This window comes from Roseateles toxinivorans (assembly GCF_004362525.1).
Classification (GTDB): Bacteria; Pseudomonadota; Gammaproteobacteria; order Burkholderiales; family Burkholderiaceae_C; genus Paucibacter; species Paucibacter toxinivorans.
Genome location: NZ_SNXS01000004.1, coordinates 340,468 through 363,306, shown reverse-complemented (window position 1 = coordinate 363,306; position 22,839 = coordinate 340,468). Strand labels below are relative to the sequence as shown.

The following is a 22,839-nucleotide window of genomic DNA, read 5'->3' as shown; positions in this document are numbered from 1 at the left end:
CTCGAAACAAGCCGTAAACGGAACAAGCGCAGGGCGGTGAGCAGGGCTTGGGCGCCTGAACCAGCAACTGACTGACTGGTCAGTAATGTATTCAGGCCGCCTTTGGCTGTCAAATGCCCGGCCTCTTCATATCGGCACCAGCCAGTGCCGGCTGAGCCTGCCCTGCATGGACAATGCACGCCGTGAGTCAAGAACATTACGAAAACTTCCCGGTCGCCTCCTGGTTGTGTCCGCCGCATCTGCGCGGCACGGTGATGGCAATTTATGGCTTTGCGCGCACCGCCGACGATATTGCCGACGAAGGTGATGCGTCGCCGCCACAAAGAATGGCTCAGTTGCAGGCTTTTCAACACGCCCTGCATGCCTGCGCAAGGGGCGTGCCCAACGATTCGGCCTGGCCCCAGGTGTTCGGCCCGCTGGGCCACGCCCTGCGCGACCATCATCTGCCCCTGCCCTTGCTGGACGATCTGCTCAGCGCCTTCATGCAGGACGTGGTCAAGAGCGACTACGCCGACCGCGGCGAGCTGCTCGACTACTGCCGCCGCTCGGCCAACCCGGTAGGCCGGCTGCTGCTGCATCTGTACGGCGTCGACGACGCGTTGTCACTGCAGCGCTCGGACGCGATCTGCAGCGCGCTGCAGCTGATCAACTTCTGGCAGGACCTCAGCGTGGATGGGCCACGCGGCCGGCTCTATGCGCCGCTGGCCGATCTGCAGCGGCACGGCCTGACCCCGCAGCAAGTGCTTCAGTGCCAGGACTCGCCGGCCGCCCGAGCGCTGATCCGGGACCTGTGCACATGGGCCAGGACGCTGATGCTGGAGGGCGCGCCATTGGTGCACGGTGTTCCCGGTCGGGCCGGCTGGGAACTGCGCCTAGTCGTGCAGGGCGGGCTGCGGATTCTTGAGAGAATCGAAAGCATGCACCACGCCACCCTTCTCAAACGTCCTGTCATCAAGGCCCCCGATATTGCGATGATGATCTGGCGTGCGGTCGGCATGCGCCCCAGCACCAAAAACACGAAGGCCTCAGCAGCATGAGCCCCGAGCAGTACGTTCAGGACAAGGCCGCCGGCAGCGGCTCGAGCTTCTATTACGCCTTTCTTTTCCTGCCGCCGCCGCGCCGCGCTGCGATCACCGCCTTCTACGCCTTCTGCCGCGAGGTTGATGACGTGGTGGACGAGACCAGCGATGCCGGCGTGGCCGCCACCAAGCTCGCCTGGTGGCGCAAGGAGGTGGCCAGCGCCTTCGCCGGCCAGCCCAGCCATCCGGTGATGCGGGCGCTGATGCCCCATGTGGCCAACTACGATATCCGCGCCGAGCATCTGCAGGCCGTGATCGAGGGCTGCCAGATGGACCTGGACCAGACCCGCTACCTCGACTTCGCCGGACTGCAGCGCTACTGCCATCTGGTGGCCGGGGTCGTCGGCGAGGTCGCCTCGGGCATCTTCGGCCGCAGCGAGCCCGCCACCATCAAGTATGCGCACACGCTGGGCCAGGCGCTGCAGCTGACCAACATCATCCGCGACGTCGGTGACGATGCACGCCGTGGCCGCATCTACCTCCCGGTCTCGGAGCTCCAGCAGTTCGACGTCAAGGCCCACGAGATTCTCAAGCGCGAAAAGCCCTGGGGCTATAGCGAGCGTTTCACGGCGCTGATGCAGTTCCAGGCCCAGCGCGCCCATCGCCTCTATGACGAGGCCCTGGCCCTGCTGCCCGAGGCCGACCGACGCACGCAGAAGACCGGGCTGATGATGGCCAATATCTACCGGGCCCTGCTGCGCGAGATCGAGGCCGAGCAGTTCCAGGTGCTGCACCAGCGCATCTCGCTGACGCCGCTGCGCAAGCTCTGGATCGCGATGCGCACCAACTGGCGCGGGCGTTAATGGCAGAAGTTCTGAAGCTGGCCGTCGTAGGCGGCGGCTGGGCCGGCCTGGCCGCAGCCGTGCAGGCGATACGCGATGGTCACCAGGTCAGCCTGTTCGAAATGGCAGCCCAGTTGGGCGGGCGGGCGCGCAGCGTCGACTGCAAGGGTGTGGATGCACAGGACCTGACCTTGGACAATGGCCAGCACATCCTGATCGGCGCCTACCGGCAAAGCCTGGCCCTGATGCGCCAGGTCGGCGCCGAACCCGAGGAGCTGCTGCAGCGCCTGCCGCTGCGGCTGTGCTACCCCGATCTGGACGGCCTGAGCCTGATGCCCGGACATCCTGTGCCCGCCTTCGCGCGCGCCGTGCTGGCCTGTGCCGATTGGACCTGGCCCGAGCGCCTGAGCCTGCTGAGGCATTGCACGGTGTGGGCATTGAAGGGCTTTCGCTGCGATCCTAAGGCCACCGTCGCGCAGTTGTGCGCCACCCTGCCCCGGCCTGTGCGTGAGCAGCTGATAGCCCCGCTGTGCGTAGCCTCGCTGAACACGCCGGCCGATCAGGCCAGCGCAGCCGTGTTTCTGCGCGTGTTGAAGGATGCCCTGTTCTCGGGGCCGGGATCATCCGACCTGCTGCTGCCCCGGTGGCCGCTCAGCGACTTGCTGGCCGGGCCGGCAGCCGACTGGCTACGCACCCAGGGCGCGCGGCTGCATCTGGGCCAGCGCGTATCCAGCCTCGTCAGCGATGATGGCCGCTGGCTGGTGGACGACGAGCGTTTCGACGCCGTGGTGCTGGCCTGCACCGCGTCGGAAGCGGCCCGCCTGGTCGAGCCGATAGCTGCCGGCTGGGCGCAGACGGCGCGCGACCTGCGCTACGAGCCCATCGTCACCGTCTATCTGCAGAGCCCGGGCAGCCATCTGCCGGTTCCGATGATGGCGCTGCATGAGGGCCCGCAGGCGCCGGCACAGTTCGTCTTCGACCTCGGCCAGATCCATCAAAGCGAAGACGCGGCGGGCCGTTTTGCCTTCGTCATCAGCGGAGCACGCGGCTGGTTGGATCAGGGACTCGACGCCACGGCCGAGGCCACCTTGCAACAGGCGCAGCAGGCGCTGCCCGCCCATTGGGCAAGGCCGCCGCAACTGCTGCGCGCCTTGACCGAGAAGCGTGCCACCTTTGCCTGCACACCCGGCCTGCAGCGACCTGAAGCCCGCATTGCCCCGGGCTTGATGGCCGCCGGTGACTACGTACAAGGTCCCTACCCTGCAACCCTGGAAGGTGCGGTGATGTCCGGCAACACGGCGGCCCGCGGCCTAACGAGCGAACGGCGCGGCTAAGGGTTCGCCAACGAACACCCCCTGGGCCGGCCAAGCCACGCTCTTCCAATAGGCCTCCAGCGCCGTCTCGCCCTGCAGGTAGTGCAGCAGCAGCACCTGCGGGTGGGGAAATTTCTGCAAATGATTGCAGGGCTCGCTGACGGTGCCGAAGCTGGCCGTGGCGCCCGACTCCAGCCAGTCCAGCACGCTCATCTGGCCATGGCTGCCCAGCAACTGTCCACCATAGGAGGTCAGGTGATCGGCCAGCGCGCCGGGCAGCCATTGCAGGTTGTCCAGCACATCAACCCGGGACACACCGGTTTGCATCAGGATCACGCGGCGCAGCTGCGTGGTCTCGCTGGCCTGCCGTAGATCCACCTCGATGCCGCGCGCGCTAATCAAGCCCTCCGGCGGGAACAGCACCGAGCGCACATTGCGCGCCCGGTCCTGCGTACTGATGAATACCGCCTTGGCCGGAGGCCCGCCGCGCCGCCCCAGTTGCCCGTCGGACGCCACGCCGCGGTCAATCAGGGCCTTGGCGCTCTCCACACTGCGCGTGGCCAGCAGCATCGACGGCCGCAGTCCCAGCTCGGTATAGGGCCGGCTGCTCGCGCCATTGAAATAGCCTGAAGGACGGTTCGGCGAGCAGGTCTGCTTGCAGGCATCCGGCTGAAAACCCAGGGTCAGTGCCGAGGTGATCGAGTTGCACTCCACCGCCCAGGGCTGATTCCAGGCCATGGCCAGGGCCTGGACCTGCGGCCCCATATGTTCGCGCACCTGGGCGGCGAGCAGCTCGAACTCGGTGGCGCTGAGCACCGGCTTCACCGGCAGCTCCAGGCGCAGCACCTGCTCGGGCGGAATGCCGCGCTTGTCGATGTAGTACTCGCCAACGGCGACCGAATAGGGGTCGGCAGTGTTGATCACCAAGCCAAGATCGCGCGCCGTCAGGCGGCCGCTGACGCGCGGCACCGCCATCCAGCGGCGCTGCGGCTGATTGACAACGGCACTGGCCGCGGCAGCGGGCGCGGACGCCGCCGCCTGTGCCATGGCCGCGGTCGGGGCGCCCAGCAGTGCGGCAAGGCACGCACAAAGGCAGAGGTACAAACGCATCAAGAGATTCGGACTCATCGCCGCTATTTGACATTGAATTTCGCGATGCAAAACCCCAAAAAAGCCCGCACAATCACCGCATGCGAAAAAAAGAGGCCCAAACTCCGACGATTCAGGTGCTGGAACGCAGCTTCGCCCTGCTGGACGTGCTGGCCGGCCAGCAAGACCCGGTGTCGCTGAAGCAGATCAGCGAAACCACCGGCCTGCACCCATCGACCGCCCACCGCATTCTCAATGACCTGGTCACCGGCCGCTACGTGGACCGGCCCGAGGCCGGCAGCTACCGGTTGGGCATGCGCCTGCTGGAGCTGGGCAATCTGGTCAAGGCCCGGTTGGACGTGCGCGACGCAGCACTGGGCCCGATGCGCGAACTGCACAAGCTGACACACCAGCCGGTCAATCTGTCCGTGCGCCAGGGCGACGAGATCGTCTATATCGAGCGCACCTACAGCGAGCGCTCAGGCATGCAGGTGGTGCGTGCCATCGGCGGCCGCGCGCCGCTGCATCTGACCTCGGTGGGCAAGCTGTTCCTGGCCTTCGATGACCCTCAGCGCGTGCGCGCCTATGCCACCCGCACCGGCCTGGCCGGCCACACGCGCAACAGCATCACCAATATCGTCGCGCTGGAGCGCGAGCTGGCCGTGGTGCGCCAGCGCGGCCTGGCCCGTGACGACGAGGAGCTGGAGCTGGGCGTACGCTGCATGGCGGCGGCCATCTACGACGACCAGAGCAAGCTGGTGGCGGGTCTGTCGATCTCGTCACCGGCCGACCGGCTGGAGGAAAGCTGGCTGCAGCGTGTCAAGGACACGGCGGCGCAGATCTCCTCGGCGCTGGGCTATCGGGAGTAGGCCCGGCCCCGCAATGACAAACGCCACCTTCCGGTGGCGTTTTCGTTTCAGCAGCTGGGCGCTTACTCGGAGACCTTGACCGCGTTCTGCATGACCCATTTGCGCACACGCTCGGCGTCACCGACCCGCGAATACTTGCCGGTCGAGTCAAGGAACACCATGATCAGCTTGCGGCCGGCCATCTGCGCCTGCATCACCAGGCAGCGGCCCGCCTCATTGATGAAGCCGGTCTTCTGCAGGCCGATGTCCCAGGACGGGTTGCGCACCAGACCGTTGGTGGTGCGGAACTGCATATTGCGTCGGCCCACGGCCACCAGATGCTCGGCCGAGGTCGAGAACTCGCGCAGCACCGGCACCTCGTGGGCCGCTTTCACCAGCACGGCCAGATCGTGAGCGCTGGACTGGTTGCGGCTGGACAGTCCGGTGGGTTCCACATACTGCGTGTCCTTCATACCCAGCGACTGCGCCTTGGCATTCATGGCCGCGACGAACGCCGCCAGGCCACCGGGATAGTTGCGGCCAAGGGCATTGGCGGCGCGATTCTCCGAGGACATCAGTGCCAGATGCATCAGCTCCTGGCGGCTCAGCTCCGTGCCGATGGCCAGGCGCGAGCCCGTGCCCTTCTCGGTGTCCACATCATCATTGGTGATGCTCAGCATCTCGCTCATCGACTGATGCGCCTCGACGACGACCAGCGCCGTCATCAGCTTGGTAATCGACGCGATCGGCAGCACCGCCTGCGGGTTCTTGGAGAACAACACCTCGTTGGTGTCCTGATCCAGCACCAGGGCGACGCTGGACTTCAGTGCCAGTTCATCCTGGTCGGCGTGGAGACCCGCCAGTTGACCGAACGAAGGTTTGGCCGGTGCGACATCAACCACGGAAACGCGGCGGGCTTTGACGCCTGGCTTCGCCTTGCGCTGCGATTTGACGGCGCTGCGCGCCGGCTTCTGAGCCTCTGATGCCTTGGCCGCATGAGCGCTTTGCGCGGGCAGCAAGGCACCGGAGAGCGACAGCGTCAGGCCTAGCGCGGCGGTCGAGAAAAGCGCGGCAATGGATTTCAAACTAGCCCCCGGTAACAGCTGTGAGTCAGTGTAGGCGATAGAAAAAACCCACGCAAGATCAAAAGCTTACGAGGCCCTTCTAAAGTTGGGCCTCGCAAGCACTAGTGCTCACAAATTAAGCACTAACCCTGAGCGGCGACCCGCTCGACCTTGCTATGCAGCTTGTTCAGCGCACTCAGGTAAGCCTTGGCCGACGCCACCACAATGTCCGGATCGGCGCCCACCCCATTGACCACCCGGCCGCTGTGCTGCAGTCGCACGGTCACTTCGCCCTGTGATTCTGTGCTGCCGCTGGTGATCGCATTGACCGAATACAGCACCAGTTCGGCGCCAGTTTCCAGCTTGGACTCGATCGCCTTCAGGCTGGCATCGACCGGGCCATTGCCATCGCTCTCGGCATGGAACTCCCGATCACCCGCCGCGAACGCCACGCTGGCGTGCGGCCGTTCACCCATCTCGGAATGCTGCGACAGGGCCAACAGCCGGTAGTGCTCGTTCTCTGCGGTGACGGTCTCGTCCATCACCAGGGCCAGGATGTCTTCGTCGAAGATTTCGCTCTTGCGGTCGGCCAGGTCCTTGAAACGCGCGAACGCCGCATTGATCTCGGCCTCCGACTCCAGCGCAATGCCCAGTTCCTGCAGGCGCTGCTTGAAGGCATTGCGGCCGCTGAGCTTGCCCAGCACGATCTTGTTGGCCGCCCAGCCCACGTCCTCGGCACGCATGATCTCGTAAGTGTCGCGAGCCTTCAGCACGCCATCCTGATGGATGCCCGAGGCGTGGGCGAAGGCATTGGCGCCGACCACGGCCTTGTTCGGCTGGACGACGAAACCGGTGGTCTGCGACACCAGGCGCGAGGCCGGCACGATCTGCGTCGCGTCTATGCCCAGGTCGAGCTTGAAGTAGTCGCGTCGCGTTTTCACGGCCATGACGATTTCCTCTAGCGAGCAGTTGCCGGCCCGCTCGCCCAGGCCATTGATCGTGCACTCGACCTGGCGCGCGCCGCCGATCTGCACACCGGCCAGCGAATTGGCCACCGCCATGCCCAGGTCGTTGTGGCAGTGCACCGACCAGATCGCCTTGTCGGCATTGGGCACCCGCTCGCGCAGGGTCTTGATGAAGTTACCGTACAGCTCGGGGATGGCATAGCCCACCGTGTCGGGAATGTTCACCGTGGTCGCACCTTCGGCGATCACCGCCTCCAGCACACGGCACAGGAAGTCCATATCGGAGCGGTAACCGTCCTCCGGCGAGAACTCGATGTCGTCGCACAGATTGCGGGCAAAGCGCACCGACAGCCGGGCCTGCTCCAGCACCTGCTCGCGCGTCATGCGCAGCTTCTTCTCCATATGCAGTTCGCTGGTGGCGATGAAGGTGTGGATGCGCGCGCGCTGCGCGCCCTTCAGAGCCTCGGCGGCACGGGCGATATCACGGTCATTGGCCCGGGCCAGCGAGCAGATCGTGCTCTCGCGCACCGCGTCGGCAATCGCCTTCACCGCTTCGAAATCGCCATTGCTGGAAGCAGCGAAGCCGGCCTCGATCACGTCGACACGCAGACGCTCCAATTGGCGCGCGATGCGCAGCTTTTCGTCCTTGGTCATCGATGCGCCAGGCGACTGTTCGCCGTCACGCAAGGTGGTGTCAAAGATGATGAGCTTGTCGGACATGGGAATCTCCAGAGCAGAAAGTGAAAGACAAAAACAAAACGGCCCGCTTGCAGAGTTGCAACGGGCCGTTGATGCGGGGAAATCTAAAGACGAATGCGATCAGCGCGCCCAGTGCACCTCGGGTAGTAGTAGCAGCGTGTAAGCGGTGGTCAACATCGTGGACTCAATATAGCACGGGCTTTGCGCCGCTCCTCAGCCAAATGGCTTGTATCGCCATTTGGCCTTCGCCAGGCTCAAGTTCCTTCCGGAACTTGAGTCCGGGCTCAGTGATGAAGACCTTTTTCATCGGGCTCGTCCGTCGAGGTCGAAATCACGCTCACCGGCCGGCCCTTGGCGCGCCGCCAGCCATAGACCACATAGCCCGACAGCCCATAGGCGCAGAAGATCGCGAACAGGCCGACCGGCGGGTTCTGGCTGATCAGCACAATGGCCAGGGCAATCGCCACCAGCACCACAAAAGGCACCGTGCGGCGGCCGCCAAAGACCTTGAAGCTGTAGAACGGCGCATTAGTGACCATGGACAGCCCGGCGAACAAGGTCATGCCGAATGCGGTCCAGACTACCCAGGGGGTCTGGGTAACGTCCTTGAAACCGGCATCGTCAAAGGCCCAGATCATGCCGATGACGATGGCCGCAGCCGCCGGACTGGGCAGTCCCTGGAAGAAGCGTTTGTCGACCACGCCAATATTGACGTTGAAGCGTGCCAACCGGAGGGCCGCACCGGAGATATAGACAAAGGCCGGAATCCAGCCCAGCTTGCCCATGTCCTTGAACGCCCAGATATAGACGATCAAGGCGGGAGCCGCACCGAAGCTGACCATATCGGACAGGCTGTCCATCTGCTCGCCGAAGGCACTTTGCGAATTCGTCATGCGCGCCACCCGTCCATCGAGGCTGTCGAGCACGGCGGAGCAGAAAATGGCGATGCAGGCAAATTCGAAGCGGCCATTCATCGCCGCCACGATGGCGTAGAAGCCTGAGAACAGCGCGGCCAGCGTGATCGCATTGGGCAGCACATAGATGCCTTTGCGGCGCGGCCGGACCGGTTCATGAGCGGCGTCGTACTCGTCGTCGTGGCGCTCGGTCGGGGTTCGGTTCTTGGCATCGGTCATGGGGCGCAAGGATACAACAGGGGTGCATAGAAAAAGCCGCGTGCCTGAGGGCAACGCGGCTTTGGGGCCATAGTAGAGTCAATCGAGGACAGAGCTCTCGGCCCACGCATTGCGTGGGATCTCAAGGTCTGCCCCCGAAGTCCTTAGTTCTTGCTTTGATCCACCAGGCGGTTCTTCGCGATCCAAGGCATCATCGCGCGCAGCTTGGCGCCCACGACTTCGATCTGATGCTCCGAGGTCAGGCGGCGGCGCGAGATCAAGGTCGGTGCACCGGCCTTGTTCTCGAGGATGAAGCTCTTCGCGTACTCGCCGGTCTGGATGTCCTTCAGGCACTGGCGCATCGCGTTCTTGGTGTCCTCGGTGACGACGCGCGGGCCGGTCACGTACTCACCGTACTCGGCGTTGTTCGAGATCGAGTAGTTCATGTTGGCGATGCCGCCTTCATAAATCAGGTCGACGATCAGCTTCAACTCGTGCAGGCACTCGAAGTAGGCCATTTCGGGCGCGTAGCCGGCCTCGGTCAGGGTCTCGAAACCGGCCTTGATCAGTTCGACGGCACCGCCGCACAGCACGGCCTGTTCGCCGAACAGGTCGGTCTCGGTCTCTTCGCGGAAGCTGGTCTCGATCACGCCGGCCTTGCCGCCGCCGTTGGCCGAGGCATAGCTCAGCGCCAGATCACGGGCGCGGCCGGTCTTGTCGGCATAGATCGCGATCAGGTGCGGCACGCCGCCGCCCTGGGCGTAGGTCGAGCGCACCGTGTGGCCGGGGGCCTTCGGCGCCACCATCCAGACGTCCAGATCGGCGCGGGGCACGACCTGGCCGTAATGCACATTGAAGCCATGGGCGAAAGCCAGCGAGGCGCCTTCGCGGATGTTCGGTTCGACTTCGCGCTTGTAGACATCGGCGATCTGCTCATCGGGCAGCAGGATCATGACCACGTCGGCCGACTTCACCGCATCCGCAATTTCGGCGACCTTCAGGCCGGCGTTCTCGGCCTTGGCCCAGGACGCGCCGCCGCGGCGCAGACCGACGGTGACCTTGACGCCGCTGTCGTTCAGGTTCTGCGCATGGGCGTGGCCTTGTGAGCCGTAGCCGATGATGGTCACGTTCTTGCCCTTGATCAGGCTCAGATCAGCGTCTTTGTCGTAGTAAACATTCATGTCGGTCTCCACAGAAAAATTGGGTACGGGGGGGTGAAAAATTGAAACTCAAACTCGAAGGATGCGCTCGCCGCGGCCGATGCCGCTGGCACCGGTGCGTACGGTTTCAAGGATCGCGGCGCGGTCTATCGCTTCGATGAAGGCATCGAGCTTGGACGCATCGCCGGTCAGCTCGATGGTGTAGGTCTTCTCGGTCACGTCGATCACATGGCCGCGGAAGATATCGCAGGTGCGCTTGAGCTCCTCGCGCTCCTTGCCGACCGCTCGGACCTTGATCAGCATCAGCTCGCGTTCGGTGTAATGGCCCTCGGTCAGGTCAACGACCTTGACGACCTCGATCAGGCGGTTCAGGTGCTTGGTGATCTGCTCGATCACCTCGTCCGAGCCGGAGGTCTGTATGGTCATGCGCGACAGCGATGGGTCTTCGGTGGGGGCCACCGTCAGGCTCTCGATGTTGTAGCCGCGCGCCGAGAACAGGCCGACGACACGCGACAGCGCGCCCGGCTCGTTCTCGATGAGCAGTGCAATGATGTGTTTCATGGATGGAAAACCTCGTGTTGACGCGCTCTTCAGACCGGCAGCGGTAACTGCAGGCCCTTGGCCACGCCTTGCGATGGAAGAAAGATGTTCGTCGGTGTGCTGCGCCTTCGCCCGCGGTCCGGCTCAGGGCGGTAACCCTGAACCCGACCCCGGACTTCAGCCCATCACAAGTCCTCGGAACCCAGCAGCATCTCGGAGATGCCCTTGCCTGCCTGCACCATGGGCCAGACATTCTCGGAAGGATCGGTGCGCACGTCCAGGAACACCGTGCGGTCCTTCAACTTCATTGCTTCGCGCAAAGCCGGCTCCACGTCCTCCGGCTTCTCGACCAGCAGGCCGACGTGGCCATAGGCCTCGGCCAGCTTGACGAAATTGGGCAGCGCATCCATATAGCTGTGCGAGTAGCGCTTGCCGTAGTCCAGCTCCTGCCACTGCCGCACCATGCCCAGATAGCGGTTGTTCAGCGAGACGATCTTCACCGGCGTGTTGTACTGCTGGCAGGTCGAGAGCTCCTGAATGCACATCTGGATCGAGCCCTCGCCGGTGATGCAAAACACATCCGACTCAGGCTTGGCCAGCTTGATGCCCATTGCATAGGGAAGGCCCACGCCCATCGTGCCCAGGCCACCGGAATTGATCCAGCGACGCGGCTCGTCGAAGCGGTAGTACTGGGCGGCCCACATCTGGTGCTGCCCCACGTCCGAGGTGATGTAGGTGTCGCGGTCCTTGGTCATGTTCCAGAGTGCCTCGACCACCGCCTGCGGCTTGATCACGTCCGGCGAGGTCTTGTACTTCAGGCACTCGCGGCCACGCCAGGTGTTGATCTGGCCCCACCACGAAGCCAAGGCTTGGGCATCGGGCCGCGCCTGGCCCTCCTTGATCTGGGCGATCAGCTCCTGCAACACATCCTTGACGTCACCGACGATGGGGATGTCCACGCGCACGCGCTTGGAAATTGACGAGGGGTCAATGTCGACGTGGATGATCTTGCGCTCGACCGAACCGAAGTGCTTGGGGTTGCCGATCACACGGTCATCGAAACGGGCGCCCACGGCCAGCAGCACATCGCAGTTCTGCATGGTCATGTTCGCCTCGTAGGTGCCGTGCATGCCCAGCATGCCCAGGAAACGAGGATCGCTGGCCGGGAACGCGCCCAGGCCCATCAAGGTGTTGGTGCAGGGATAGCCCAGCAGATTGACAAGTTCGCGCAACTCGGCCGAGGCATTGCCCAGGATCACGCCGCCGCCGGTGTAGATGTACGGGCGCTTGGCCGTCATCAACAGCTGCACGGCCTTGCGGATCTGACCCGCATGACCCTTGCGCACCGGGTTGTAGGAGCGCATCTCGATATGGGTCGGATAGACGAAGGGCGTCTTGGCCATCGAGACATCCTTGGGGATGTCCACCACCACCGGACCGGGACGGCCGGTGCGGGCAATGTGGAAGGCCTTCTTCAAGGTGACGGCCAAATCGCGCACATCCTTGACCAGGAAGTTGTGCTTGACGATGGGGCGGGTGATGCCGACCGTGTCGCATTCCTGGAAGGCATCAAGGCCGATCGCAGGTGTGGGCACCTGACCGGTGATGATCACCATCGGAATCGAATCCATATAAGCGGTGGCAATGCCGGTGATGGCATTCGTCACGCCCGGACCCGAGGTCACCAGGGCCACGCCTACATCGCCGGTGGCACGGGCATAGCCGTCAGCGGCATGCACGGCGGCCTGTTCGTGGCGCACCAGCACATGCTGGATGCTGTCTTGCTTGTACAGCGCGTCGTAGATGTAGAGGACCGCTCCGCCTGGATAGCCCCAAAGGTATTTGACACCTTCGGCCTGCAGGCTGCGAACGAGGATTTCGGAGCCATTGGGCTCCACGGGGGGGGTGTTTTGCGGTTGTGCCATAGAGGCACGCTTGACTTCCGCGCTAGACATGTCCATTTCGAACCTTTGTGAATTTCTCTGACGAAAAACCATTGGTGCTCCTTCTCGCACCCTCGTGAGGTGGACTCGGAACCTGCGCGGTCAAAAACGAGAAGCCCAGGTCGGGCGGCCGGCTTGAGACCAATTGTTGTGCGACGCAACATTAACACATCGCAACAGGCTTCAGGCTTCTCGCATCGGAAAGCGAAGCTTGCAATGCGATAATCGCGCCCGCTTTGCATTGCTGCGTAACGCTTCATCCCCTCCATTGGCCACCGACAAAGAACTCAGCGACTTTCTCAAGAGCGTCGAAAAACGCGCCTTCAAACGCACGGCCTATCTGGTGCGTGATGAAGATGCCGCGCTCGACATCGTGCAGGATTCCATGATTCGCCTGGCCGAGAAGTACCTCGATCGCCCGCCCGCCGAATTGCCGCTGCTGTTCCAACGTATTCTGTCCAACGCCTCGATGGACTGGTTCCGGCGACAGAAGGTGCGCAATGCAGTGATGCAGAACATGTCGGCCTTCGAGGGCGCCGACGGCGAGGGCGACTTTGACTTGCTTGAGTCACTGGAGTCGCAGGATGGCATGCTGGGTGCTGAAAGCCCGGCTGATGAGGTTTCACGGGCACAGACCTTGCTTGCCATTGAAGGTGAGGTCGCGCAGCTTCCCACACGTCAACGAGAAGCCTTTTTGCTGCGTTACTGGGAAGAACTTGACGTTGCCGAGACGGCGGACGTCATGGGCTGCTCGGAAGGCAGCGTCAAAACCCACTGCTCACGGGCGGTGCATGCGCTGGCAAAAGCATTGAGGGCAAAGGGAATCACGCTATGAATCAAATCACTCGCCCCCATACCGGCACCGAAGCCTTGGAAGCGCGCTTTGGCTCGCGACTCAGCGCATGCCTGAGCGAGCATTCCCAGCAGTTGCCGCACGATATTGGTGAGCGCCTGCGCTTCGCGCGGGAATCGGCACTTCAGCGCGCCCGCGAAGTCCGCAGCGCCAAACCACACCCGATACGCGAAACAAGCCTTGGCCTGCTGGGCATGGGCCGCAGTGCCGCCCTGTCCGGTGGTGGGCCGGAACGCTCACCCTGGTGGCTCAAGTTCGCTTCGGCGCTGCCACTGCTGGCGCTTGTGGTGGGCCTGGTGTTGATCAACGAGGGCCAGTTGTACGAACAAATCCTTGCCGCCGCCGATGTGGACACGGCCTTGTTGGCCGACAATCTGCCACCTACCGCTTACAGCGACCCCGGTTTCTCGGAGTATCTGGCGGGAGAAGAAGAGTAATCGGAACCGGGCATGACGCGACTGGCGGATAGATCTCTCAGCAGTTCAGGACGAATTTCAGCTTTCATCAGCGGCCTCGCTCTGGGGCTGCTTTGCTTTGCCTGCTTGCAGGGCAAGGCACTTGCCCAGGACGCTGGTGCGGCCAGTGCTGTGCAGACGACACCCGTGGTTGCGCCCGTCGAGGCTGCACCACTCGTCGCAGCGCCAGCCCCGAAGACACCGCTGACTCAGGGCACGTCTGCCGTGCCAGATCTCTACCTGTGGAAGCAGCTGACGCCAGGCCAGCAGCTAGCACTGTCACCGCTTGCCAAGGACTGGGACAGCCTGGACCTGTCGCGCCGCCGCAAATGGCTGGAGATTGCCACCCGCTTCCCCTCCCTCCCCGCGGACGAGCAGGCTCGGGTGCAGGAACGCATGAGCAGTTGGGCCAAGCTGTCGCCCGTGGAACGCAACCAGGCACGCATCGGCTATCAGCAGGCACAGCAGATTGCGCCAGAGTCACGGCAGGCCAAATGGGAGGCCTATCAGGCGCTTGCGCCCGAGCAGCGCCAGGTGCTGGCTGACAAAGCGGCCAAGAAGACCGAGGCCAAAACCGGCAAGAGCGCCATTCCCATCGCCAAACCCGTGCTGGGCAACCAGGCCAAGTCCAACCTGGTGCCGCAGCGAGCCAGCGCGCCGCAACCGAAGCCGGTGGCGCCCACGGTTGTACAAAACAAGCCCGGGGCGACCACCACCCTGATCAATCAGACTTCCAAACCGCCGGCTCACCAGCAAAGCGGCATGCCCAAGATCATGGCCTCGCCCGAGTTGGTGGACCCGAACACCCTGCTGCCCAAGCGCCCGGCGGCATCAGTCAACGCCAACCGCTCATGAGCGAAGACCTCTCGAAACCGGCTGCGGCTGCGCCCGGCCTGGCGCGACGCTTGGCCAGTCTGACCTACGAAGGCGTGGTGCTGTTCGGCGTCGTGTTCGTGGCCGGCTACCTCTACTCTGCCCTGACCCAGCAGCGCAATGCCATGCAGGGCCGCTACGGGCTGATGGCCTTCGAATTCCTCGTGCTCGGCATTTACTTCATCTGGTTCTGGACCCATGGCGGTCAGACCGTGGCGATGAGAGCCTGGCATCTGCGCGTGGTGGACGAAGCGAGCCGCCCTCTGAGTCAAGTGCGCGCGCTAGCCCGCTACGCTGCCGCTCTGCTGTGGTTCGCGCCGGCACTGCTGGTCATCGAGCTCAACGGCATCAAAGGCACCGGCCCGGTGTTGGGCACCTTGTTGCTGGGCATGCTGATTTACGCCCTGCTCTCCTTGTTGCTGCCTCGGCGCCAGTTCCTGCATGACGTAGTGTGCAAGACCCAGCTGATCACCCAGTTGCCGGTCAAGAAGAACGTCAACAAGCCATGAGCAACCCCTACAAAGGCCGCACAGGGCTGGATCGCATCCGGCGCGCCCTCGGCTATTCGATGTCAGGCCTGCAGGCTGCCTACAAGGGCGAGGACGCCTTCCGCCAGGAGTGCTGGCTGGCCCTGGTGCTGATGCCCAGCGCCTTCTGGCTGGGGCGCAGCTGGGTCGAGGTGGTGCTGCTGGTGGGATCGGTGTTGCTGGTGATGATTGTCGAGCTGCTGAACTCCGGCATCGAGGCGGCGATCGATCGCGTGTCCTTCGAGCTGCACGATCTGTCCAAGCGCGCCAAGGACCTGGCCAGTGCGGCGGTGCTGTTGTCGCTGGTGCTGTGTGGTGGCATATGGGCGGCGGCCCTGTGGTCGCGCTTTGCAGGCTGAACGTCGTGGCAGCCTGGACACTTTGCGTCTATTGCGGATCGCGGCCCGGCGCCTCGCCGGCCTATGAGGCGGCTGCAGCACAGACCGGGCGTCTGCTCGGCGAGCGCGGCCTGGGCCTGGTCTATGGTGGCGGTCGCGCAGGCCTGATGGGTACGGTGGCCGATGCCGCGCTGAGAGCAGGCGCCTACACGGTGGGCGTGATTCCGGACAGCCTGATGTCTCGCGAACTGGGCCACAAGGGCCTGCACGAACTGCATGTGGTGCAAACCATGCACCAGCGCAAGCAGCTGATGGCCGAGCGCGCCGACGCCTTTATGGCCTTGCCTGGCGGCATAGGCACCTTCGAGGAATTGTTCGAGGCCTGGACCTGGCGCCAGCTCGGCTATCACGACAAACCGGTGGGCCTGCTCAATGTGGATGGCTATTACGACAGCCTCTTGAGCTTTCTGGACCAGTCTACCGCTCAGGGTTTTGTGCAGCCCGTGCAGCGGGAGTTGCTGCTGGTGGATGACCAGGCCGACCGCTTGCTTGACCGGCTTCAAGCAGCTTCAGCGCTGGCGCTGAAGCCCGATGACTACCAACGCATCTAGTTCTTAGACTGCCGCTTCGTCCGTTTCCCCGGTGCGGATACGCACCACCTGCTCGACCGGTGTCACGAAGATCTTGCCGTCGCCAATCTTGCCGGTCTTGGCGGCTTTCAGGATGGCCTCGATGCAGCGCTCGACCTCGTCGTCCTTAACGACGACCTCGACCTTGACCTTGGGCAGGAAGTCCACCACGTATTCGGCACCGCGATACAGCTCGGTGTGGCCCTTCTGGCGGCCGAAGCCCTTGACCTCGGTCACGGTCAGGCCCGAGGCGCCCACTTCGGCAAGGGCCTCACGAACTTCGTCCAGCTTGAAGGGCTTGATGATGGCGGTGATTTGCTTCATGGCGGTTCCCGAAAAGTATTGCGTTAACCCTGATTTAAGCACGGAACCGAGGCGGCTCCAGGGGCTCATGAGCCTGCTTGCGCCGTGGTGGGCCGACCGACGCTAGACTGGCCAGCAAGATAGAGGCCCTGGCGCTGCAGCCCGGGCCCGACTGATAAGGACGCGGCTTTGAAGCAAGACCGGCACTTTGGCAATTTGTACAACCATGACTTCGCGCGCATCGCCGTCGGCCTGCCGCAGTGCCGCGTGGCGGATCCGGCCTTCAACGCCGCCGAAACCATACGCCTGGCCGACCTGGCCGCCGACCAGGGTGCGTCGCTGATCGCCTTTCCCGAACTGGGTCTGTCGGCCTACACCTGCGACGATCTGTTCCACCAGCGCGTGCTGCTGGACGCCTGCGAGCAGGCGCTGGCTAGCGTGCTGGCCGCCACCGCGCAGCGCAGCATCGTGATCGTCGTCGGCATGCCGCTGCGGGTCGAGCAGCGCCTGTTCAACTGCGCCATCGTGCTCTACCGTGGCCGCATTCTGGGTGCAGTACCCAAGACCTATCTGCCCAATTACGGTGAGTTCTACGAGGCACGACAGTTCAATTGCGCGGACGATGCGCTCTGCAGCGAGATCACCCTGCTCGACCAGACCGTGCCCTTCGGCTCCCAGCTGATCTTCGCGTCGGAAGCGGTGGCGGGGTTCAAGTTCCATGTCGAGATCTGCGAAGACGTCTGGGCGCCCATCCCACCCTCCTCCTACGCGGCCCTGGCCGGCGCCACCGTGCTGGTGAACCTGTCGGCCTCCAATGCCACAATAGGCAAGGCCACCTACCGCCGCCAACTGGTTGGCCAGCAGGCCGCCCGCTGCCTGGCTGCGTACGTCTACTCCTCGGCCGGTCAGGGCGAGTCGAGCACCGATCTGGCCTGGGACGGCCATGCGCTGATCTGCGAGAACGGCCATATGCTGGCCGAGTCGGAGCGCTTCGCGACCGAGGCGCAGATCATCCAGGCCGATGTGGACCTCGAACTGCTGGGCCGCGAGCGCATGCGCCAGACCAGCTTCGGCCATTCGGTGCGCCACCATGCGGAGCAACTGCGGTCCTTCCGCACGGTTCGCTTCGACGGCCAGGTCGACAGGGGCCAGGCCTTGCCGCTGCGGCGCAATATCGGCCGCCACCCCTATGTGCCGCCCGACCGTGGTGACCGCGACGAGCGCTGCCGCGAGGTCTACAACATCCAGGTCCAGGCCCTGGTGCAGCGGCTGCGCTCCAGCGGTATCAAGAAGCTGGTGCTGGGCGTGTCGGGCGGGCTGGACTCGACCCATGCCTTGCTGGTCTGTGCCAAGGCGATGGACCAGTTGGGCCTGCCGCGCGGCCAGATCCTCGGCTACACAATGCCCGGCTTTGCCACCAGCACGCGCACCCGAGACCAGGCCCTGCGCCTGATGGCGGCCGTGGGCTGCACGGCCGGCGAGATCGACATCCGCCCCAGCTGCGAGCAGATGTTCCGCGACCTGGGCCACCCCTATGCGGCCGGTGAGAAGCAGTACGACATCACCTTCGAGAATGTGCAGGCCGGCGAGCGCACCAGCCATCTGTTCCGGCTGGCGAACTTCCACGGCGCCATCGTCGTTGGCACCGGCGATCTGAGCGAGCTGGCCCTGGGCTGGTGCACCTATGGCGTGGGCGACCATATGTCGCACTACAACGTCAACGCCAGTGTGCCCAAGACGCTGATACGCCATCTGGTCCGCTGGGTCGCCGGCAATGGCGACTACGACGCCCATGGCCGCCAGGTGCTGGAAGACATCGTCGCCACTGAGATCAGCCCCGAGCTGGTGCCGGCCGACGGCGCTGCCCTGCAAAGCAGCGAGGCGACGCTGGGCTCCTACGATCTGCAGGACTTCAATCTCTACTACACGCTGCGCTACGGCTTTGCGCCGTCGAAGATCGCCTTTCTCGCGCTCACCGCCTGGTCCGATACCGACCAGGGGGCACAAAGCTACGGCCTGGCCGAAATCAAGCGCGCGCTGCGCATCTTCGTGACCCGCTTCTTCCGCGGCAGCCAGTTCAAGCGCTCCTGCGTGCCCAATGCGCCCAAGGTCGGCAGCGGTGGTTCGCTGTCACCGCGCGGTGACTGGCGCGCGCCCAGTGACTCGGAGGCCACCGCCTGGCTGGCGGAGCTGGAGACGATTCCCGACGCAGACGAGGCTGACGGAACAGCTACCGCCCGATGAGCGGCAGCCCGGACGACTACGTCGTGCGCGTGCACGACGACCCCCGTGACATCGACGCCGAGGCCTGGAACGCCCTGCTCGCCACCCAGTCACATCCCACACCCTTCATGCGCCACGAGTACCTGGCGGCGCTGCAGGTCTCGGGCAGCGCCATTGACAGCACCGGCTGGCAGGCGCAGTTCCTCAGCATTGAACGCGACGGCCAGCTGCTCGCCGCCTGCCCGCTGTATGTGAAAAGCCACTCGTATGGCGAGTATGTTTTTGATTGGGCCTGGGCCGACGCCTACCAGCGCCACGGCCTGCGCTACTACCCCAAGCTTTTGATTGCCGTGCCGTTCACGCCGGTGCCGGGCACACGCCTGCTGGCGGTCGATGACGGCGCGCGGGCGGCGTTGCTGGCCGGCATCAGCCAGTTGGCCCGGCAGGCCAAGATGTCATCGGCACATCTGCTGTTCCCCAGCCCCGATGACCTGGCCCAGGCCGAGGGTCAGGGTTGGCTGGTGCGCCGCGGTGTGCAGTTCCATTGGCACAACCGGCCGGAGCTGCCCTACGGCAGTCTCGAAGACTTCCTGACCACGCTGCAGCGCGAGAAGCGCAAGAAGATCCTGCAGGAGCGCCGCTATGTGCGCGAGGCCGGCGTCACCTTCGATGTGTTCGAGGGCGCGCAGATCAGCACCGAGCAGTGGGATTTCTTCTACCACTGCTACACGCTGACCTATGCCGCCCATCGCTCCACCCCCTATCTGACGCGCGAGTTCTTCCGCCTGATGGCCGACACGATGGCCGAGCACTGGCTGATGTTCATCGCCACGCGAGAAGGCCGGCCGGTGGCCGCCTCGCTGATCTGCATAGACCGCGAACGCGGCCATGCCTACGGGCGCTACTGGGGCTGCATCGAAGAGGTGCGCTGCCTGCACTTCGAGGCCTGCTACTACCAGCCACTGCAATGGGTGATCGAGCAGGGCTTTGCCTCGTTCGAGGGCGGCGCCCAGGGCGAGCACAAGATGTCGCGCGGGCTGATGCCGGTGCGCACCTACTCGGCGCACCAGCTCAGCCACCCGGGCTTTGCCGAGGCGATCGACGACTATCTGAAGCAGGAAGGCCAGTCGATCGAGCAGTATGTCAGTGAGCTGAACGAGCGCAGCCCGTTCAGGGCTTGAAGTCGCCGCCGAAGCTGATCACCAGCTGATCGGGTTTGATATGGCGACGGAAGGCCGCGTTGACCTCGGTCAAGGTCGCCCTGGCCAGCGCGTCGTCCACCTGCTGCGACACCAGATAGCTGCGTTCGAGGAAGAGGTTGCCGGCCAGCGCGGCGGCCAGGCCCGCATCCTGCGCCCGTGACAGCCGGCGATAGCCCAGCAGGCCGCGGCGCGCCTCCTCCAGCTCCTTGGCGCTGAAGCCCTCGGCCAGCGCGCGGGCCAGCTCCTCCCGGTAGGCGGCCTCGACCTTGGGCTGGTTCTGCGGCGCGAAGATGGCGCTGCTCAGCCAGGCCGAGTTCTGCTCGACGGTGCTCCACTCGACCCAGCTGCGCACGTCATACGACAGGCCTTCGCTTTCGCGGATGCGCTTCCACAGCCGCGAGCTGCCACCGCTGCCCAGCATGTAGTTGGCCAGCATCAGCGGCGGATAGTCGGGGCTCAGATCGTTCAGCGGCAGCGACAGGCGCGCCAGCATCGTCGCGTTCTGCTTGTCCGGCGTCTTGAACACCAGCCGGCGCGGCTGCGGCGCCACCAGCGGTTGCGGCACGCGGGTGTAAGCGGCGCTGCTGCGCCAGTTGCCGAACCCGGCCTCCAGCGCGGCGCGCACGGCGCTGGCATCGAGATCACCGACGGCAGCGAACTCGGCATGGCTGGCCCCGCCGAACTGACGCTGGAAGGCCCGCAGCTGCTCGACCTTCAAGGCCTTGATCTCGGCCTCCTGCTCCTCGAAGCTCGGCACGTAGCGCACGTCGCCCTTGGGATAGGGGCTGAACTCGCGGCTGATCGCATCGGCCACCACCGCCTCGGGCTCCTTGCGCTGCTCCTCCAGCCCGGCCAGGGCCTCGCGCTTCAGCTCCTCCAGCCCCTCGGCCGGGAAGCTCGAATGCTGCAGCAGTTCGGCCACCAGGGCCACGGTGCCGGGCAGGTGCTCGCGCAGCGTGGTGATGGTGATCTGCAGCTCGCCGGCCCGGCTGTTGATGGCCAGCTCGGCCTTCAGCGCGTCGAGTCGGTCCTGGATCTGCTGGCGGCTCATGGCCGGCGTGCCGCGCGTCAGCATCTGTGCGGCCATGGTGGCGACCATGCCTTGGTGCATCAGGCTGCGCTCGTCACCATAGTGCAGGCTCATGCGCGCCTGCACCGTGCCGCCGCGCGAGCCCTTGGCCAGCAGCGCCACCTTCATGCCCGAGGGCAGCGCAAAGCGCTGCGTGCGCGCCTCGATATTGGCGGGCACCGCATCGAAGGCCTCGACCTTGGCGGCCGCGCTCTTGGGCACGAAGCTCTTCAGCTCGGCCTCGGTATCCACCTTGACAGGCGCCGGGGCACGGGTGGCCTGCTCCGTCGGGATATAGGTGCTGAGCGTGCGGTTGTCGGCGCGGTAGCGCTCGGTGGCCACGCGCTGCACGTCGACCAGGCTGACCTGGGCGACGCGGTCGCGGTTCAGGAAGAACAGCCGCCAGTCGCCGGCGCCAATCATGTCGGACATGGCCACGCCCACCGTCTCGGGGTTGGCAAAGGTCTGGGCCCACTTCTTATGCCACTTCTGCTTGGCGCGGTCCAGCTCCTGCTGGCTGATGGGCTCGCGCGCCACCGACTCCAGCACTGCCAGCAGACCCTGGCGGGCCTTGTCGATATCCTGGCCCGGGGCCAGCTGCAGGCCGAACATCTGGAAGCCCGGGTCGGCCAGCTCGGCCGAGAAGCTGAAGGCATTTGCCGCCAGCTGACGCTCGACCACCTGCCGGTGCAGGCGGCCCGAGGGCGTGTCGCCCATGATCAGGTTCAGCAGATCGATGGCGGCGTAATCGGGGTGCGCCGCGGCCACCACGTGATAGGCTGCCCAGACGGCCGGCGTGCCGCCGTTGCGGCGCAGCGTCACGCTCTTTTCGCCGTCCTGCACCGGGTCCATCGTGTAGATGGGCGGCAGCATGCGCTGTGGGCGCGGCAGCTTGCCATAGGCCTGGGTGATCAGGCGCAGCGTCTTGTCCGGCTCGAACTTGCCGGAGACGATCAGCGTGGCGTTGTCGGGCTGGTAGTAGGTCTTGTAGAAGGCCTGCAGCCGGGTGATGTTGACGTTCTCGACATCGCTGCGCGCGCCTATCGTGCTCTTGCCGTAGTTGTGCCACTGGTACATCGTGGCCAGCGTGCGCTCGAACATCACGTTGCCGGGATTGTTCTCGCCCATCTCCATCTCGTTGCGCACCACGGTCATCTCGGTGTCGAGGTCGCGGCGGGCGATGAAGCTGTTGACCATCGCGTCGGCCTGCCAGTCCAGATACCACTGCAGGTTCTCGTCATTGGCCGAGAAGCTGGCGAAGTAGTTGGTGCGGTCCAGCCAGGTCGTGCCATTGGCCCGCAGGCCGCGCTTGGTGAACTCGGCCCATGCGCGCGGGTTCTTGGGCGTGCCCTTGAAGATCAGATGCTCCAGCAGATGGGCCATGCCCGTCTCGCCGTAGTTCTCGTGCTTGGAGCCCACCCGGTAGGTCAGATTGACCGTCGTCGTCGGCTTGGAGTCATCGGGGATCAGCAAGACCTGCAGGCCATTGGCAAGGCGGTACTCGCTCACCCCCTCGACGCTGTGCACCAGCAGCGGCGCGGCACTCGACGCCAGCGGCAGCGCGGCCTTGATGGCCGGATCGTTCGAATAGGATCTGGCCGGGGCCTTGGCCTTGCTGCTCTTCTTGGTCGCCACTGCCTTGGCTGGCTTGGCAGGCTTGGTCTGCGCCGGGGCAGGCAGGGCCAGCATGGAAAACGCCACAACGGTCGCGGTGGACAAGAAACGCTTGAACATGGGGTGCGCCTGAGTCGGAAGAGCGCCGAGTGTAGAGCC

At 64.6% G+C, this 22,839-nt stretch carries 21 protein-coding genes; 12 read left to right on the top strand and 9 right to left on the bottom strand.

Going from position 1 to position 22,839, the window contains the following annotated elements; all coding sequences use genetic code 11:
- The first annotated feature begins 173 nt into the window (after window positions 1–173).
- Genes hpnC through hpnE form a run of 3 tightly spaced genes read left to right on the top strand, consistent with a single transcriptional unit; the run spans window position 174 to window position 3,195 of the window.
- Window positions 174–1,037 carry a squalene synthase HpnC gene (gene hpnC / locus DES47_RS16835; RefSeq protein ID WP_133701891.1) on the top strand — a complete coding sequence of 288 codons (864 nt, stop codon included), beginning with the start codon at window positions 174–176 and terminating at the stop codon, window positions 1,035–1,037.
- Window positions 1,034–1,882 (top strand): presqualene diphosphate synthase HpnD, encoded by an 849-nt coding sequence (gene hpnD / locus DES47_RS16830; RefSeq protein ID WP_133701890.1) that lies wholly within the window; start codon window positions 1,034–1,036, stop codon window positions 1,880–1,882. Before hpnC ends, hpnD begins: the two co-directional genes overlap by 4 nt.
- Window positions 1,882–3,195 (top strand): hydroxysqualene dehydroxylase HpnE, encoded by a 1,314-nt coding sequence (hpnE, locus tag DES47_RS16825; protein WP_208115033.1) that lies wholly within the window; start codon window positions 1,882–1,884, stop codon window positions 3,193–3,195. Before hpnD ends, hpnE begins: the two co-directional genes overlap by 1 nt.
- Here hpnE and DES47_RS16820 read toward each other — a convergent pair.
- Window positions 3,172–4,284: a TIGR03790 family protein gene (locus tag DES47_RS16820; RefSeq protein WP_243748341.1), complete on the bottom strand. Its 1,113-nt coding sequence runs from the start codon at window positions 4,282–4,284 to the stop codon at window positions 3,172–3,174. The two genes, hpnE and DES47_RS16820, sit on opposite strands and share 24 nt — an antisense overlap.
- An 80-nt stretch (window positions 4,285–4,364) precedes the next feature.
- Between DES47_RS16820 and DES47_RS16815 the strand changes: the two genes are divergently transcribed.
- On the top strand, window positions 4,365–5,132 hold the full coding sequence (locus tag DES47_RS16815) for an IclR family transcriptional regulator (RefSeq protein ID WP_133701889.1): 768 nt from the start codon (window positions 4,365–4,367) through the stop codon (window positions 5,130–5,132).
- Window positions 5,133–5,194: 62 nt separating this feature from the next.
- On the opposite strand, the gene pbpG is transcribed toward DES47_RS16815, so the two are convergent.
- From pbpG to DES47_RS16785, 6 genes are all read right to left on the bottom strand, one after another.
- Window positions 5,195–6,196: a D-alanyl-D-alanine endopeptidase gene (pbpG, locus tag DES47_RS16810; RefSeq protein WP_133701888.1), complete on the bottom strand. Its 1,002-nt coding sequence runs from the start codon at window positions 6,194–6,196 to the stop codon at window positions 5,195–5,197.
- 122 nt (window positions 6,197–6,318) lie between these two features.
- Window positions 6,319–7,860 carry a 2-isopropylmalate synthase gene (locus tag DES47_RS16805; RefSeq protein WP_133701887.1) on the bottom strand — a complete coding sequence of 514 codons (1,542 nt, stop codon included), beginning with the start codon at window positions 7,858–7,860 and terminating at the stop codon, window positions 6,319–6,321.
- A 263-nt stretch (window positions 7,861–8,123) separates the two neighbouring features.
- Window positions 8,124–8,972, bottom strand: a complete 849-nt coding sequence (gene pssA, locus DES47_RS16800) for a CDP-diacylglycerol--serine O-phosphatidyltransferase (RefSeq protein WP_133701886.1) — start codon at window positions 8,970–8,972, stop codon at window positions 8,124–8,126.
- A gap of 143 nt (window positions 8,973–9,115) precedes the next feature.
- Window positions 9,116–10,132 carry a ketol-acid reductoisomerase gene (gene ilvC / locus DES47_RS16795; RefSeq protein WP_133701885.1) on the bottom strand — a complete coding sequence of 339 codons (1,017 nt, stop codon included), beginning with the start codon at window positions 10,130–10,132 and terminating at the stop codon, window positions 9,116–9,118.
- A gap of 48 nt (window positions 10,133–10,180) precedes the next feature.
- Window positions 10,181–10,672, bottom strand: a complete 492-nt coding sequence (ilvN, locus tag DES47_RS16790; protein ID WP_133701884.1) for an acetolactate synthase small subunit — start codon at window positions 10,670–10,672, stop codon at window positions 10,181–10,183.
- Window positions 10,673–10,836: 164 nt separating this feature from the next.
- The gene (locus tag DES47_RS16785; RefSeq protein WP_133701883.1) at window positions 10,837–12,612 is read right to left on the bottom strand and encodes an acetolactate synthase 3 catalytic subunit; all 1,776 of its coding nucleotides are present in this window, start codon (window positions 12,610–12,612) and stop codon (window positions 10,837–10,839) included.
- Between the two features lie 250 nt (window positions 12,613–12,862).
- On the opposite strand from DES47_RS16785, the gene DES47_RS16780 reads away from it, so the two are divergent.
- The 6 genes from DES47_RS16780 to DES47_RS16755 are packed head-to-tail and all read left to right on the top strand — an operon-like array spanning window position 12,863 to window position 16,251.
- A complete protein-coding gene (locus tag DES47_RS16780; protein ID WP_133702174.1) occupies window positions 12,863–13,429 on the top strand; it encodes an RNA polymerase sigma factor in 567 nt (188 codons plus the stop codon).
- Window positions 13,426–13,884: a DUF3619 family protein gene (locus DES47_RS16775; RefSeq protein WP_133701882.1), complete on the top strand. Its 459-nt coding sequence runs from the start codon at window positions 13,426–13,428 to the stop codon at window positions 13,882–13,884. The genes DES47_RS16780 and DES47_RS16775 overlap by 4 nt, the downstream gene beginning before the upstream one ends.
- A gap of 12 nt (window positions 13,885–13,896) precedes the next feature.
- Window positions 13,897–14,757 carry a DUF3106 domain-containing protein gene (locus tag DES47_RS16770; RefSeq protein ID WP_133701881.1) on the top strand — a complete coding sequence of 287 codons (861 nt, stop codon included), beginning with the start codon at window positions 13,897–13,899 and terminating at the stop codon, window positions 14,755–14,757.
- Window positions 14,754–15,284 carry an RDD family protein gene (locus DES47_RS16765; RefSeq protein WP_133701880.1) on the top strand — a complete coding sequence of 177 codons (531 nt, stop codon included), beginning with the start codon at window positions 14,754–14,756 and terminating at the stop codon, window positions 15,282–15,284. The genes DES47_RS16770 and DES47_RS16765 overlap by 4 nt, the downstream gene beginning before the upstream one ends.
- Complete coding sequence (locus DES47_RS16760; RefSeq protein WP_133701879.1) at window positions 15,281–15,661, top strand: diacylglycerol kinase; 381 nt, start codon at window positions 15,281–15,283, stop codon at window positions 15,659–15,661. The genes DES47_RS16765 and DES47_RS16760 overlap by 4 nt, the downstream gene beginning before the upstream one ends.
- Window positions 15,625–16,251: an LOG family protein gene (locus DES47_RS16755; RefSeq protein ID WP_133701878.1), complete on the top strand. Its 627-nt coding sequence runs from the start codon at window positions 15,625–15,627 to the stop codon at window positions 16,249–16,251. Before DES47_RS16760 ends, DES47_RS16755 begins: the two co-directional genes overlap by 37 nt.
- A gap of 3 nt (window positions 16,252–16,254) precedes the next feature.
- On the opposite strand, the gene DES47_RS16750 is transcribed toward DES47_RS16755, so the two are convergent.
- Entirely contained in the window at window positions 16,255–16,593 is a 339-nt protein-coding gene (locus tag DES47_RS16750; RefSeq protein WP_133701877.1) for a P-II family nitrogen regulator, read from the bottom strand.
- Between the two features lie 168 nt (window positions 16,594–16,761).
- Between DES47_RS16750 and DES47_RS16745 the strand changes: the two genes are divergently transcribed.
- Entirely contained in the window at window positions 16,762–18,816 is a 2,055-nt protein-coding gene (locus DES47_RS16745; RefSeq protein ID WP_133701876.1) for an NAD(+) synthase, read from the top strand.
- Entirely contained in the window at window positions 18,813–19,976 is a 1,164-nt protein-coding gene (locus DES47_RS16740; protein WP_133701875.1) for a GNAT family N-acetyltransferase, read from the top strand. The genes DES47_RS16745 and DES47_RS16740 overlap by 4 nt, the downstream gene beginning before the upstream one ends.
- Here the strand turns inward: DES47_RS16740 and DES47_RS16735 are convergent.
- The gene (locus DES47_RS16735) at window positions 19,966–22,800 is read right to left on the bottom strand and encodes a M16 family metallopeptidase (protein WP_243748340.1); all 2,835 of its coding nucleotides are present in this window, start codon (window positions 22,798–22,800) and stop codon (window positions 19,966–19,968) included. The two genes, DES47_RS16740 and DES47_RS16735, sit on opposite strands and share 11 nt — an antisense overlap.
- Window positions 22,801–22,839: the final 39 nt, after the last annotated feature.